The sequence below is a fragment of the Pseudomonas sp. RT6P73 genome (assembly GCF_054897715.1).
Genome location: NZ_JBUBUV010000002.1, coordinates 1,697,643 through 1,710,871, shown reverse-complemented (window position 1 = coordinate 1,710,871; position 13,229 = coordinate 1,697,643). Strand labels below are relative to the sequence as shown.

At 59.8% G+C, this 13,229-nt stretch carries 17 protein-coding genes; all 17 read right to left on the bottom strand.

The genetic code is table 11. The annotated features are described in order from the left end of the window. Nucleotides 1-62: 62 nt before the first annotated feature. Nucleotides 63-269 (bottom strand): tail protein X, encoded by a 207-nt coding sequence (locus tag ACYZT6_RS08355; RefSeq protein ID WP_462026468.1) that lies wholly within the window; start codon nt 267-269, stop codon nt 63-65. Next, nucleotides 244-1,104: a phage tail protein gene (locus ACYZT6_RS08350; protein WP_462026467.1), complete on the bottom strand. Its 861-nt coding sequence runs from the start codon at nt 1,102-1,104 to the stop codon at nt 244-246. Before ACYZT6_RS08350 ends, ACYZT6_RS08355 begins: the two co-directional genes overlap by 26 nt. 12 nt (nt 1,105-1,116) lie before the next feature. Next, the gene (locus ACYZT6_RS08345; protein ID WP_462026465.1) at nt 1,117-3,813 is read right to left on the bottom strand and encodes a phage tail tape measure protein; all 2,697 of its coding nucleotides are present in this window, start codon (nt 3,811-3,813) and stop codon (nt 1,117-1,119) included. A 148-nt stretch (nt 3,814-3,961) separates the two neighbouring features. Then, the gene (locus tag ACYZT6_RS08340; RefSeq protein WP_462026464.1) at nt 3,962-4,273 is read right to left on the bottom strand and encodes a phage tail assembly protein; all 312 of its coding nucleotides are present in this window, start codon (nt 4,271-4,273) and stop codon (nt 3,962-3,964) included. 11 nt (nt 4,274-4,284) lie between these two features. Continuing rightward, nucleotides 4,285-4,788, bottom strand: coding sequence for a phage major tail tube protein (locus ACYZT6_RS08335; protein WP_462026463.1), 504 nt, complete (start codon nt 4,786-4,788; stop codon nt 4,285-4,287). Between the two features lie 12 nt (nt 4,789-4,800). Further along, nucleotides 4,801-5,970, bottom strand: a complete 1,170-nt coding sequence (locus tag ACYZT6_RS08330) for a phage tail sheath subtilisin-like domain-containing protein (RefSeq protein ID WP_462026462.1) — start codon at nt 5,968-5,970, stop codon at nt 4,801-4,803. 104 nt (nt 5,971-6,074) lie between these two features. Continuing rightward, complete coding sequence (locus ACYZT6_RS08325; RefSeq protein WP_462026461.1) at nt 6,075-6,629, bottom strand: DUF4376 domain-containing protein; 555 nt, start codon at nt 6,627-6,629, stop codon at nt 6,075-6,077. Between the two features lie 11 nt (nt 6,630-6,640). Continuing rightward, entirely contained in the window at nt 6,641-8,038 is a 1,398-nt protein-coding gene (locus ACYZT6_RS08320) for a phage tail protein (RefSeq protein WP_462026460.1), read from the bottom strand. Further along, nucleotides 8,031-8,639, bottom strand: coding sequence for a phage tail protein I (locus ACYZT6_RS08315; RefSeq protein WP_462026459.1), 609 nt, complete (start codon nt 8,637-8,639; stop codon nt 8,031-8,033). Before ACYZT6_RS08315 ends, ACYZT6_RS08320 begins: the two co-directional genes overlap by 8 nt. After that, entirely contained in the window at nt 8,636-9,523 is an 888-nt protein-coding gene (locus tag ACYZT6_RS08310) for a baseplate assembly protein (RefSeq protein WP_462026458.1), read from the bottom strand. The genes ACYZT6_RS08315 and ACYZT6_RS08310 overlap by 4 nt, the downstream gene beginning before the upstream one ends. Then, a complete protein-coding gene (locus ACYZT6_RS08305; RefSeq protein ID WP_462026457.1) occupies nt 9,520-9,846 on the bottom strand; it encodes a GPW/gp25 family protein in 327 nt (108 codons plus the stop codon). Before ACYZT6_RS08305 ends, ACYZT6_RS08310 begins: the two co-directional genes overlap by 4 nt. A 5-nt stretch (nt 9,847-9,851) precedes the next feature. Beyond that, nucleotides 9,852-10,082, bottom strand: coding sequence for a hypothetical protein (locus tag ACYZT6_RS08300; RefSeq protein WP_462026456.1), 231 nt, complete (start codon nt 10,080-10,082; stop codon nt 9,852-9,854). A 55-nt stretch (nt 10,083-10,137) separates the two neighbouring features. Continuing rightward, nucleotides 10,138-10,695, bottom strand: coding sequence for a phage baseplate assembly protein V (locus ACYZT6_RS08295; RefSeq protein ID WP_462026455.1), 558 nt, complete (start codon nt 10,693-10,695; stop codon nt 10,138-10,140). Further along, entirely contained in the window at nt 10,692-11,210 is a 519-nt protein-coding gene (locus ACYZT6_RS08290) for a hypothetical protein (RefSeq protein WP_462026454.1), read from the bottom strand. The genes ACYZT6_RS08295 and ACYZT6_RS08290 overlap by 4 nt, the downstream gene beginning before the upstream one ends. Beyond that, entirely contained in the window at nt 11,203-11,868 is a 666-nt protein-coding gene (locus ACYZT6_RS08285) for a hypothetical protein (protein ID WP_462026453.1), read from the bottom strand. The genes ACYZT6_RS08290 and ACYZT6_RS08285 overlap by 8 nt, the downstream gene beginning before the upstream one ends. Continuing rightward, nucleotides 11,865-12,185: a head-tail joining protein gene (locus ACYZT6_RS08280; RefSeq protein WP_462026452.1), complete on the bottom strand. Its 321-nt coding sequence runs from the start codon at nt 12,183-12,185 to the stop codon at nt 11,865-11,867. Before ACYZT6_RS08280 ends, ACYZT6_RS08285 begins: the two co-directional genes overlap by 4 nt. 2 nt (nt 12,186-12,187) lie before the next feature. Beyond that, nucleotides 12,188-13,183, bottom strand: a complete 996-nt coding sequence (locus tag ACYZT6_RS08275) for a major capsid protein (protein WP_462026451.1) — start codon at nt 13,181-13,183, stop codon at nt 12,188-12,190. Nucleotides 13,184-13,229: the final 46 nt, after the last annotated feature.

Here is a 13,229-nt window from a genome sequence, read left to right as displayed (position 1 = left end):
CCCGCACAAGGCGGGTTAGAAAGTAAGGAGTTTTGAGTGATGAACAACACGAGTGTAGTTCATCAATCCCACAGCGTTACCTGCTCCTGGGCGGGCGCCGAAAGATCCGGCAACGTGATCAGCACCCCGGCCCGATACGGCTGCGGCTCATCGGCCAGCCCCTGATTGGCATCAAGGACCGCCTCGACGCTGCCACTGAGATGGCCATAGTAGTTGTGACAGATGGTGTCCAGCAGGTCCCCATCAGACGTTCTGCATGTCGTCGCCATAGCGCACAAATTCCAGAGTGAACCCTTGTTTACGCGGGATGCCGCCTTGCATCAGCGCGCTTTGTTCTTCCTCGACGCTTTTCAGGCACCAGGTGCCGAGCGCATCGCCGTAGCCCGTGGTCAGCGTCAGCGGCTTAAGCTGGGCTCCGAGCGCGCGTAGCGTGTCGAGCTGCTTCAGGCCGCCTTTGAACCCGGGAAAGATTGCGCCCTTGAGCGTGATCTTTTCGTCACCCATGCCCACGCCTTGCTGCGCCGGTCGACGCGACAGGCGCTCCTGAGAGGCCCAGCGAAATTCGGTCGAGCGCCGCAGCTCATCAAAGGCCGCCGTATCGAGGTTGAAGAAATACGGCTGTGCCTTGGGGTCTTCCGGTTGGATGATCAGCAGGTGCGGAAACGGCTTCACCGCCTCCGGTGCCGGTGTCTGATCCGTGGCAAAAGCCCCCGTGGGCACGATGTTGGCCAGCGACGGACTGACCTTGCCGGCGATCTTGTTGATCGCCGTTGCGGCCTTACCCGCCTGCTCCTTTAACACGCCCATGCGTTCATCAATTTGCGACAGCGCCCGGGTGGCCTTGTTGTAGGTGGCCACCACTTGCCCGACTTTGGCCTGAGCCGCATTTACCCCGCGCATGACGCGCTGAAGCTTGGCCCCAACCGCTGGACCGACAAAGGGCAAACCCTCCAGCTCGGAAGCCGCGCCGGTGATTTCCCCGATCGCGCCATTCACCGGTCCCAGCATGCCGTCCAGGCTGCGCCGCCCGGTTTCCCCTGCCGTGGCCAGAAACTTCAGCCCGGACTGTAATTGCTGCAATGCAGTCTTTTCCTGATCAGACATACGCCCTCCTGATTAAACGTGCGGCGCGTCGTAGAGCTTGCTGCTCTCTACGCGCTGGGCAATGTCGCGTTGATGCTGATCGAGGAATGGCTTGAGCTGGGCGTATAGCTGCGCGCCGTCCTTCACATCGCCGTTGACCGTCAACGAAAACGGCGCCTGAATATCCACCTTCGATTCAATTTTTGGCGCCTCTTTCGCCGCCATCGGCTTCACCAACGCCCCCGCCGCTGCATCCGCACTGGCCGGCGGCAACATCATGGCTTTAGCGGCTTCACCTGGCTGCGGTGCGGGATCTTCCAAGCCCGAGCGAATGACCTTGGGCCGACGCAACTCAGAGCCCGGAAAGCGCACCTTGTTGGCAAAGTGCGGCAGCAACATGGCGTCTTTCGAATTGAGGTCACGCGGGTCATATGACACCGGTGGTGATGCCGGGGTGAGCGCTTCGGGCGCCAGCGCGATTGGTGGCGACGCAATGCCCTTGCCGGGATTCGCCATCATTAAAGGCCCGGTCACCGGCGGCGCGAACGACTGGGCGATGCTGCCCAGCACCGGCGGAATGTCCTTACCGGCGCTGGTCATCATCAGCGGGCCCGCCGCCGGCATCCGCTTCAGCTCATCATCGGTGCCAAACATCGACTTACCAACCACGCCGCCCAGGGCGTCACCGCCCATGTAGCCGAGGTAACCGCCGATCAAACCGCCGATGATGTTACCAATCACCGGCACGGCGGTACCGATCGCCGCACCCGCGGCTGCGCCGGCCAACGTGCCCGCCAGCCCACCCGCAGCTTGGCCATAGCCTTCGGCTTTTTCGTCCTGCGTCACCGCATTGTCATAGGTGTCCTTGGCTTTCAAACCGGCCTCAACGACCGCGAAGATTGCCGGACCTTTCACCCCCGTCGCCACGGTCCGCCCGAAACTTCCGGCAGAACGTCCGACTGCACTGGCGGCGCTGGAGGCATTGGCCGTGCCGCCTTTACCACCCCGGACGCCCTTCTTGCCTTTCTTGTCGCGTTTGCCGTCGTCGTCCAGATCGCCGGCATCCAGAACACTGCCCCCACCGCCACCGCCCACCACAATGACCTTTTGCGGGATGTTCGGATTACCCATCAGCGAACCGCGCCCGAGGTTCATCAAACCCTTGGCAATCTTGAAGGTACTCATGGCGCTCTGAAAGGCGATTACGGCCGCGACGGCCGCGCCGATCCCCGTCACCACCTTGGGCGATTCATCCGACAGTTTGCTCAGCCCTTGGGTGACGTAGGTCAACCCGTCCGCCACCTTGTCCGTGACTGGGCGGAACGCGTCGCCGATCGCCCGCATGGCCTCATCCATGCCTTGCGCCATTTCCGACCACTTCTGCGCCGAAGACTGCCGGCGTTCCTCCAGGTTCTTATCCAGGATTCCCGTGGCGTTGGCCGAGTCCTTTTTCAGTTGGTTGTAAAGGTCCTTGTTCTGCATGTAAGCGGTCAACGCCGCCTTGACCTGCATGTCGGCGAACAGATCGCCGGTACGCAAAGCCTGCTCAAGGGACGCAATCATGGCCTTGGCTTTTTCCGGATCGGCCTCCTTGCTGATCTTGGCCGTGGCTTCGGCCATGGCGGCGGCCTTCTTCGGATCGGTTGCCGCGATGTATTTTTGGGCCAGCTCGAAGCTGGATTCCAGGGTTGATTTGCCGTTCTGCAGGCCGGTGTTCATCGACGCCTGATAGTCGATACCGGCCTTTTTGTAGGCTTCGACTGTGTCGCCAGAACCGATCTTACCCATCCAGTTCTTGAGGTTGTTGGCCGCTTCGTCGGCGCCGCCGGCTGTCTTCATCTGCACCTGAAGCATTGAGCCCAGTTGGCTCACCGCATCCATGCCGGTGATATTCAGAGCGCCCATATTCGCCAGCAACTCGGGAAACCAGCGCGCCATGTCGGCGGCTTCAAAACTGCCCGCCTGCCCTTGGTAGGCGATCGCCTCCAGCGCCTTCTGCATCTGCGCCGGATCGGTGATTTTGGCGTTCTGCCCCAAGGCGTTGATCATGCGCGCCGTTTCGCCACCGTCCGAGCCCTGCCCCACGGCAAACTTGGCCGCTGTCGGGGCGTACTGAAGGGCCTTGTCCAGCTCCATGCCGGCACCCACCAGGGCATTGACCACCTCGGCCACCTGATTGCGCGCCATGCCCGTGTCCCGCGACGTGTCGATAATCTTCTTCGACAGCTGCGTTTCTTCGGGCTTGTTGGCAATGTTCGACTTGATCGCGATGTCGCGAATGATCGCGCCATAGTCCGCGCTGACCTTGGTCGGAATCGCCATCGCCGCCGTGGCGGCCGCCGCCTGACCGACACTGCTTTTCAGTTGCTGTTTGCCTTCACCGATTTGCTGGTGACCTTTGGCTTTCATCTCAGCCTTGTGTGCCGCCTGCCCCATCGCCGCATAGGCTTTGGTCAGATTGCGAACTTCCACGCCTTCTTTCTTCAGGATATTGAGATTGCGCTCAAGCTGCTTTTGCAACGCCGAGGCGTTTTTCTCACCCGCCAAATGCGCCTTACGCCATTCATCGCGCAGACGCATGGTGTCGCCGATGGTCTTTTCCAGCACCCGGGCTTTTTTGCCTTCGGCCTCCAGCTGCTTGATGCGACTGGTCACATCCTTGAACGCGGCTCCCACCGAGGAGTTGACCGCCCCGCCAATGACCAGGCCGAGCGCGAGTTTATTCGCCATGTGCGTGCCCTATACGTCGGGTAGAACAAAGGTGGCTCAATCCGTGAGCCACCACACCATCTGGTTAAACGGCATTTCCGTGATCTCGGCAGCGGAGAACCCCGTCTCCCGTGCCAAGCGTCGAGCCGCCATGTTCAGCGTGGCGGCGTTAAACGTCGTCCTCGCCGACCAGGCGAAAATAGCCGGCCTGCAAACGCAGGTAATCGACGTATTTCAGCGACAACAGCTCGGCTTCGGTGGCGGTTAGCAAGCTGCAGAACAGGTTCATTTCCATCTTTTCATAATCGCCATTAGCGGCCGCCTTGGCCGCATTAACGTCTCGCAAACACGGCGCACGCATCATCAACTTGTCGGTGGCAACACCGCTGAAATTGGCCTGATGCCGCAACGTGACAGTGACACCGTCATCGTCGATTTTCAGGAACGTCGGTACGGCTTTTTCTTGAGTTACTTGAGTCATGTGCTTTGTCCTTAAAGGCCGAGGGCCGAGCGTTCTGCGGCCAGTTGATCCACACCATCGATCACTTGAATCATGTTGATCGGGTCAATTTCGTACATCACGCGTCCGTCGATCTCGAGCTTGTAGTAAACGAGCTTGATCGCGTGTTTGATTTCCGCCTTGTCGGCCGGCTTCCAGTCGCCCATGTCGACCTCTTTGATACCGCCGCGCATCGTCACCACGGCAGGCGTGATCACGCCCTTTAAGCCCCGGAAGGCGGCCCGAAACACCACGTTGCACGCCGTCTGATCCGCCAGGCCGAAGTACTTCAACGATTCACGGCGCACGCCGTTGGTGGTGAATGCCGCCTCGAGCTTTTCCAGCCCCATGGCCATCTCGATCGGAGCCGACATCCCGCCGCCCTGATAGTCGTCATTTTTCTGAGTCAGCTTGGGCAGCGACAGGGTTGGCACGTCACCGGCAAAACTCACGCCGTCGACAAACGCGGCGCAGTTGGAGAGAACTTGAGGAATCATTGAGCGGCCCCCTTAGGCGGTTTCAAGAACTTCGGTCAGCCATTCGTTGGTGACTTCAATGAGGAAATTCGGGTTTTCTGCCGGCGGCACGTCGGTGAAGCGGATGCGCCAGTAAATTTTGCCCTGCTCGATTTGGCTGGCCGTGTTCATTTCCTTGTCTGCATAGACATCGAAGTTGATCACCGCACCGGCGTTTTTCTGGTCGCGCATGAACGCCTGTAGACCCTCGGTCACGTCCTGCACGTAGGTCTTGGTGATCGAGCGGTCGACCGCCCATTTGTGCCCGGCCTGGATCGCATCCATCAAGATGTCGCAGGTCCGCACCCGGGTGACGAACGCCCATTTCGGATCGCTGGACAGCGTGCGGTTGCCCCATAAGCGGTAACCGCCGTCCCGCAGAATCGTCGAGATTTTTGCGTTATTCAGCAGGTTGGCCCGGCAGGTTTCGTCGCCGTCCAGATACTCGATCGGGCGCGTGGTGCCGGTGATGCCGACGAACTCTTTGTTCGACGGTGACGCCCAGTAGCCGTAATTCGCGTCGGTCCAGGCGAAGAGCCCGGCGACCCATGCGGATGCCGGCGCATCGACCGTCGCGCTGGTGACGGTGTCCCAAAACTTGACGCCAGGGTCGACCAGGTAAAGGCGTTTGCTGCCGAACTCCAGGGCGTACGCCATGGCCGCCTCATCGGTGGTGTTCGGGCCGTCGATGATGGCGATCGCACGCAGCTTGCCCGCCAACGCATCCATGGCGGTCGCTACGGCTTGGGTCGACGAGTGCCCCGGGGCGATCACCAGTTTGGGTTGGGCGTTGTGTTTGCTCTTGCCGTCGAGCAGTGCTTGCAGGCCGGTACGCTGGCCAGAGGCCAGAACGCCGCCGATGATGGCAGACGTCTGCAGCGCGGGATCTTCAAGCTTGGGCACGCCGATCGCGACGATCACCGCCTTGGCGCGCACATAGATCGCTGCTGCCGCCTTGGCCATAGCGGAGTCAGCGCCAAACGCGGCAATGGCTTCGCGTTCGGACGTGAGCAACACCAGCTCGCCGGCCTTGGCCGTACCGCCGCCGAGTAAGCCCGGGGTGAAGGTGTCGCACAGGCCAATGATCGACGACGACGGCAGCGAAATGGTGCGCGCGCCGGTGTCGATCAGCGTGGTGGTGACGCCGTGAAAAAAGCCACTCATAAGGGTCAATCTCCAGAAACGAAAAAGCCCCGCACAAGCGAGGCTGTCAGGGTGGTTCGTGTTACGCGTTGCGGAAAAGAAAACGCCCCGTCAGTGCGGGGCGTTTATTTGGGCTCTACGGGAGCAGGCACAGACAACCCTTCAGGCCATCCCTCGTTGAGCATGTCAGCGCTGTATGTTCCCGCCTCAATTGCCCGCAACAATGCCAACTCACGGTCAAAACAAGCTTGAACATGCGCACGCACCGCGTTAGCGATTGCGAGAATCTGCACCGCCCCAATCTCGACAAACCCATTGGCAGTTTTGAAGTTGCAGCGATAGTCCGGGTCGATAAGTGCAGAGAGTCCGGCGCTGGCAATCAACGCCTGACTGTCACGCGTTGATTCGATGGCCAGCCCGTCGATGATGAAACCAGCCGCCTCATGCTCAAATCGGGTTCGTGCGATCAACTGCACGACGTCTTGCTCGATGTCTGGCAATGGCTGCTTGGCAATTGTCCCAGCAGCGTCAATCGTCCATTGCCCATCTGTTTCCTGTGTCAGCCTTAACCACAAAGCCTCATCCACGACCGTTGCATCTGCCGGAATCGCATGAACGCCTTCAATTAGGCGATGGTTTAGGGTGCCATCCTGATTGAACGTTACGAATTTGTCGGACACGTTCACTGCCCTCAGTTGCCAATGGTGATAAAGCCGAGCGAAATTGCCGAGCCGTTGTAGTTGTTTTGAAACTCGATCTTGTCTCGGCCAATGGGACGCATGCCGAAACCCGTGGTGTAGTTAGTGGTCATCCCCAACGTTGTGCTCTGACAGACCCCCACGAAATAGTTATTCGGGAAAGGAATGGGCAAGGCGTAGACCGCTGTCGAGCTCGCAGTGATCGGGGCGACCCCCCATTGAACAATCCAGCCGCCCAAAAAAGTCGGAAAGATGATGTAGCCATTCGTAGCCTTGAGAAACTGGAAGCCCCAACGCATTTTTTTAGGCGTTACATAGGAAGTATCTTCAGTACCCGCATCCACTTCAGGTTGCGTCGACCGACGAACCACGCCAGCAAGAACTGCCGTGGCCGGCTTCACGAACTTCTCGATGGCCTGGACCACCCTCAACATGGTCATAGCGCGGGTGTTGTCGAAATTCGTTTCCACATCGACATCTTCCTGCGTTGCCGAAGCAACGCCGTAACCCGCTAGCGTTGTGGCTTTGTCCGCTTTGCTTCCCGGGGTGAAATTTCCCGAGTGCCACAGATTCCGCCACGAACCATATGCTCCAGGCAGCGCTCGCCTGAAAGCGACCGAGTCCGAGGCAAGGTCATAGGACAGCGTGAAACCGTAATCGCTAATCGCGTGATGAAACGCACCGGACCCGGAAAACCCCAGCGGTAGATTTGGCGTGTTCGAAGCAGGGAAATTATACAAGCCTGACTTGGTCAGACCGTTGTAATCACTCCCTGCAATCGTGGTCGCAAATCCATCAGTGATGCCATAACCGGCGAGTGTGGTTGGATTGCTGCCGCTTTGAACAACACCCCGCTCATTGATCGTTACTTTTGTGAAAGTGCCTGCCGTTTTGTTCGGCGGCAACACTGAAATAATCGCTGTATCGACGTAGCTTCGAGTCGCCAAAACAATCGACGGATCGATTTTTAGCGTGATATTGCCGCTGTTCGTGACAATGAAATTCATGCGCACGATTTGCGTGCGACCCGAGCCCTGCGACAGGATCGGTTTGAAGCTCGGCGCGCAGTTGGCCACCGCCACCATGTCGCCGTCCGCGTCGTACAGGGCGATTTCGCGTATCCAGCGCCCGCCTTCATCGGCTGGAATGACCTGCTCGGCGATGATCACCGCCGGATTGACCGGATCAATCTTGAGCTGATTCAACGGTCGGCGGCGCCATTCGTTGATCAGTTTGGTTTGCGAGGCGTTGGGGATCGGGTCGGTATTGTTGGCATCACCCAAGCCCATTTCGGTGATCTTCCAGGGAATACCGAGCGCGTCGGCGTTCGCCTGTTTGGCCATCCCCACGTTCGTGAGGATCGCAAAGAACTGCGAATTCGCATCAATCATAATAAACGTCCAGGGTGTCTATGGAATGTTCGCGGCCGACCACGCCGAAGCGTCCTGTGACCTCGATGTCACGCATCACCGGCGGGTACACGTCGATTTCATCGCCCTCGTAGAGGGACACCGCAATGTTCAAATGCCCTTCAGTTTCGAGACTGATCGCCAACCCCGTGAGGTGCCGCGTGACGGGCTTGGCGTCGTCAATCAGGCGTTCCAGCTCCTGATACATTTCTTCGGTGATGCCGGTGTCCAGCACGCCCACCTTCAGCACAAAGGTGCCCGGGGGGCCTTCCGGCACCGCGTTAAACCACTCGATGATTTCAATCAGGTAACCCAAAGGCTCGACCACCCGGCGCAACGCGCCGATGGTCCCTTTGTGGGCATGGATGTAATAAGACGCCTTGATGGCTGCGCGCTTGGTTGCCTCTTTCCATCTTGGGTCCCAGCGATCGACCGACCACGCCCACGCCAGATGCGGTAGCAGATGCACCGGACAGGTATCGGCGTTGTACAGGGTGCGCAGTGGGATAATGGTTCGCTCAAAAAACGCCCGCTCCAGGGCGCGCTCCAGTTGCGTGCTATTGCTCGGCAGCAGGCTGTTCATGTCACCCCCGCCAGTTTCACGTCATACCCCACGCAATAAGCCGCCTGCGCCTTGGTTGGTACCAGATCCACCCACCCGATCAGCTCGACCCGGGAAACGCCGGCGACGTGCAACTGAGCGTCCACCCCCGAGCGTGCGACCTCGACCCCCAAGCGCTTACGCGGGTTGATCCACGCAGCCAAGCGCCGGATGGCTTCGGTCAAGCTGGCATCACCCTCGGGCCCCGCGCCTGTCATGTGCAAAATGGCGTCAATGCGATAGTCGATAATCTGCGCGCCCTGCACCGTGACCCGATCACACACCGGCCGCACATCTTCATCATTGAGCGCCGCCTTGACCGTGGCCAGCAGCTCGGCACTGGCCTCCCCTTTACCCTCGGAACTCAACACCGTAACCGTGGCGTAGCAAGGCGCCGGACTTTCGGCCGTGGCGTCCATCACCAAACCCGAGGCGTTGCGTGCATGCAGGATGTAGCTGTTACGCGGGCCGGCCGTGGTCAATCCCTCAAAAGCCAACTGGATGCGCTCGCGAAACGGGTCGTCCTGTTCCTTGACTTCCGGCACCGGTGGCACCGCCGCCAGGTCCTCGGCCTGAATCACCAGGCGTTGTAAATTGACGTTAGCGCCCAGGTGATCAAGGTCACTGTCGATCGCGTGGGCCAACAGCAACGCCTTGCCGGCATCGTTGACCCGGGCACGGTTACCCACCTTCTGATAGGCCGCCACCTCCAACAACTTAACCACCGGATCACTCTCAAGCAGCGCATTCCAGTTGTCGCCCATGTAGCTGCGAAACGTGCCCAGCCCTTCTTCGTAGGTGTCCTCAAAGTCCAGACCTTCCAGCACGTCCGGCGCCGGCAACGCCGTCAGATCCACGATGCTCATACGCTCACCTCAAACAGAAAACGGTCGCCGAGGTATTCGCCGGCAATGCTCAGGTCGATTTTTCCGCCCAGCAACGAGATAGCGCGGACACGCTCCAGCTTTACGCGCGGCTCCCAACGCCCTATCGCCCGGACCGCCTCGGCTTGCACTGAGCTTTTCCAGCCCTCGTTAACCGGCATGTCGACATATAAGGGGAGATTGCTGCCGTACTCGGGTCGGTGTCGGCGACTGCCCACCCGTGTGCCCAAGATGTCTGCGATCGACTGTCGCAAATGCTCGATGCCGGAAATGGGTTGGCCGGTGTGGCGATCCATTCCGATCATCTAGCTCACTCCCTAAACGGTTCGAATTCTTCGTTGGCTTTCAGGAAGGTCAGAGCCTCACTATCGGACGTTGCGACTTCCACCAGCCCTTTGGCCACCGGCAACGTACGGCCGGTTTTGGGGATGATCAGCGTCCGCGACGTATAGACCTTGTCGCGAAATTTCAGCCGTAGCTCTGGTACCGGGGTAGCGATTGGTTGCTCATCGCTGACAGGGTTGTCGGTGGTCTTGGCCATGATTCCTCCAGGCATAAAAAAGCCCGCACTTGGCGGGTTGTCGTGGGATGAACAATTAATGCGTGTGGTGATTGCTGTTACCACCGGCGTCGAGGATCGCGCCGGCACTGGTGATGCCCTTCGTGACGTGTAACGCGCCGTCGATGGTCACCGCTGCTTTCAGGTTGATGTTCCCGGTCGTTACGTTTACGGCGCTGTCGGTCACCACCACTTCGGTGGCGGCGACCTTGATCGTCACCGTCCCCGTCGGCAAAGTGATCGTGTAAGACTTGGCCTGCCAGTCGTAGACCAGCGAGCCGCCGTCATCAAATCGCCAAACCTCGACATGGTCGCGGTTATCCGGTGGCGCGCCGGCATTTCCGTACAACCCCGGGATAAAGGTGCCCATGCCGGCCTGTCCGCTGGGGTTAAACAACACCCCTTGCTCACCAAGGCTCGGGACGCGCCAGTGCCGTGCCTTCCCCGCTGCCAGGCTGTGCCAACGCACCCAGGCGCTCGTCCATTCGCCATTCGACACTCGCACTGCCGGGGCAACCAAGTCGACGCCGACCACCGCACACGGCATCAGCATGGCCGCGATCATGCGGTCATGCTCGGCGCTCGCGTAACTCACGGCAGGTCCTCAGGTTTGAAAAATTCGGCTTTAACATCATCGTTGATACCCAGCATCAGCGTGCCCGGTGGCTCGTCTGGCCATGGCCACTCCTCGGCGCCCAGGTAGATTTGGTGAGTCCATTCCACCAACCAGACCACGTAGCCATCCAGCTCTGGCTTGGTCCAATCCTGCATCGCCTGGACGAACACGGCCGGCTCAACCTCAAGCCCCCAGGTTTGCAAGCGCAGCAACACCGCCAACTGCGCCGCCAAATGCGCGGCTTGCTGGCAATGCTGTGGCCGTATCGGGTCGACGATAATCCGCGCCTCGAACTTGCAAATAACGGTTGTCTGACCCGTGCCAATGTCGAGGCCGGGCTCCATCTCGGCCATTTCGATGAACACCGCTGGCAGTGCAATGCGATCCTTGATATTTGGCCAAGCCGTCACCGCGTGGACACCGGGGAGATGGGCCAGCATCTGCTGTTCAATCGCCCGATAAAGCTGGTCGAGACTAAAAAGCTCATCAGGCATTGACCGTCCCCTTCAGGTACTTTTGCAGCTCGAAGTTGAACTCCTGCTGCAGGATTTCCAGTAAGCGCGCGTCGGCGCGTTTGACCCAGCTGTCGAAGTGCGGACGGGCTTGCTCCAGCGAGACCTTGGCTTTGGCCAGAGGAAAGCGATCGCCATTTTCTGCGACCCACCCCGAACTGGCGCCCCGCCCCGTCGACACTGTGCTGTCGGGATAATCCTCCGCGTTGAAGTGTTTGCTCGCGGTGCGGATCCAGATGTCGGGCTTGTTGCCATAGACCTTCTTGAGAAAGGCGCCCTGGTACCGCCGACCCGCGACCGACACACCGCTGCCAGACTGCCGCGCTCGGCCGATCCGGCTGGACTCGATGGCGTTCAAGCCGAACCACAATTTGCCGCTGGTGGCCCCGCCGGATACCGGGTAGCTACGCAAACGCTGCCGAACCGCCGCAACGGCGATACGCTCTTGCCGACTCACCGCCCGGGCGATGTGCGTGCGCAGCCAACCCAGCGTTTTGTTGATCGCTCGGCGCTGAGCCGCGGCGGCTGCTTTCGGCACCTGCTTGGCAAACTCCTCGAACGCTTGTAGATCTGCGGTCGAGGACTGGATGGAAAGCATCCCGCCACCGGCCGAGGGTTTGAAGTAGCTGCCAACACTCATGCGCGCATCCTCAGGATCAAGGCGACCAGACCGTCGCCGCTGGGCTCCAACTGCAGCAAGTCGTAGTCGCCACCGCCATCCAGCGCGGGCAGATCGATGCTGACCAGCATCCCTTGCTGCAAACCGTCCGAGTCGCTGACGCGGATCTCGAACCGGGGCTCTCGCAACCCGGTGTTGAGCTTGCCGAACTGGGGCTGCAGCCAGGGCGCCGCGAACATGCCCAACACGGGCTCCGCTCGGCCTTCGATTCGGGCGCTGTCGCCCAGGGTTTCGAACACCACCGCGTCGACGTCGGCAATCAGATCGCGAAAGCTCACGGTCAGAGCTCCAGCAGGATCTGTGCGCGAGGTCGAGTGCAGAGGTGCAGCGGGTTGGACTGTGCTTCACCGGCCATGCCTTTGTTGAACGGCAGCGGCTCGATCATGCTGTAGTACGGAATGCCCTGGGTGTTGACCGTCTCCATGTAGTCAGCAGGAGCAAACACCGAGATGTACAGATCGGGCACACCTTCAGGGACCAGCAACGCCTTGTCGTCGTGGACGAAAGACACACCGGCCACTTTGCCACGGTAGCGTTCCCAAGTGATGCCGCCAAACTCGAAACTTTCCCGGGCATCACCACGCAATGCTGCAGCTTGAAGCGTGCCTTCATAGGTCTTAACGACCGCCTTATGAGTGACCAGCTTGCTCCAGAAGTTCTTGCCGCAGAAGGCACGAGAGCTGGTACTGGTCACGCTGCCCAAAGCATCTTCTTGCATATCCAGTGCTTCGAGGCATTTAACCCGCAGCTCCGTGCTTTGATCATTCAAACCCATAGGCAGCTTTTGCCGCTGCACACCAAAGCGATCATAAAGGTCCAGCAGCACCGTCGAACCATCGGCATCAAGGATCAAACCGTTGAGTGCGCCCATGCGCTGAAACTCGTGCGTGGCGTCCAACTGGCGGCGCGCTTTAGCCAAGCGGGCATTGACCACGTCTTGTACCGCCTGCAGCTCGGTGCGAGTACCGAAGGCGCGAATACCTTGGATCTCGTCGGCCTTGATGGTGAAGCGCTCCGGCAGGTGGACGGTGTTGAACGGGATCAGGTTGCGCTTGCTGGCACCAACCACCAGGCCAGAGCTGCCCCGCTCACCGGCAGGCACCAGCGCCAGTGTGTCGCCGTCCTTTTCGATCTGTACGGTCAGGGTGGTGACACCTTCCTCGCGGAACAGTCCCAGTGCACTGATGCGTCCCGGCAGATAGGGTTGATCGTTGAGTGCCGCAGTCAGCGCGGTAACGGTAAACGCTTCGTCGTCAAAAATGGCGATCTCGGCCATGGGTTCTCTCCAGATATGAAAAACCCCGCTCAAGGCGGGGCGGATA

Bases quoted from the DNA above. Each gene is read 5' to 3' on its own strand.
- ACYZT6_RS08355 (WP_462026468.1), bottom strand. From the start codon at position 269: ATGGCGACGACATGCAGAACGTCTGATGGGGACCTGCTGGACACCATC.
- ACYZT6_RS08350 (WP_462026467.1), bottom strand. From the start codon at position 1,104: ATGTCTGATCAGGAAAAGACTGCATTGCAGCAATTACAGTCCGGGCTG.
- ACYZT6_RS08345 (WP_462026465.1), bottom strand. From the start codon at position 3,813: ATGGCGAATAAACTCGCGCTCGGCCTGGTCATTGGCGGGGCGGTCAAC.
- ACYZT6_RS08340 (WP_462026464.1), bottom strand. From the start codon at position 4,273: ATGACTCAAGTAACTCAAGAAAAAGCCGTACCGACGTTCCTGAAAATC.
- ACYZT6_RS08335 (WP_462026463.1), bottom strand. From the start codon at position 4,788: ATGATTCCTCAAGTTCTCTCCAACTGCGCCGCGTTTGTCGACGGCGTG.
- ACYZT6_RS08330 (WP_462026462.1), bottom strand. From the start codon at position 5,970: ATGAGTGGCTTTTTTCACGGCGTCACCACCACGCTGATCGACACCGGC.
- ACYZT6_RS08320 (WP_462026460.1), bottom strand. From the start codon at position 8,038: ATGATTGATGCGAATTCGCAGTTCTTTGCGATCCTCACGAACGTGGGG.
- ACYZT6_RS08315 (WP_462026459.1), bottom strand. From the start codon at position 8,639: ATGAACAGCCTGCTGCCGAGCAATAGCACGCAACTGGAGCGCGCCCTG.
- ACYZT6_RS08310 (WP_462026458.1), bottom strand. From the start codon at position 9,523: ATGAGCATCGTGGATCTGACGGCGTTGCCGGCGCCGGACGTGCTGGAA.
- ACYZT6_RS08305 (WP_462026457.1), bottom strand. From the start codon at position 9,846: ATGATCGGAATGGATCGCCACACCGGCCAACCCATTTCCGGCATCGAG.
- ACYZT6_RS08300 (WP_462026456.1), bottom strand. From the start codon at position 10,082: ATGGCCAAGACCACCGACAACCCTGTCAGCGATGAGCAACCAATCGCT.
- ACYZT6_RS08290 (WP_462026454.1), bottom strand. From the start codon at position 11,210: ATGCCTGATGAGCTTTTTAGTCTCGACCAGCTTTATCGGGCGATTGAA.
- ACYZT6_RS08285 (WP_462026453.1), bottom strand. From the start codon at position 11,868: ATGAGTGTTGGCAGCTACTTCAAACCCTCGGCCGGTGGCGGGATGCTT.
- ACYZT6_RS08275 (WP_462026451.1), bottom strand. From the start codon at position 13,183: ATGGCCGAGATCGCCATTTTTGACGACGAAGCGTTTACCGTTACCGCG.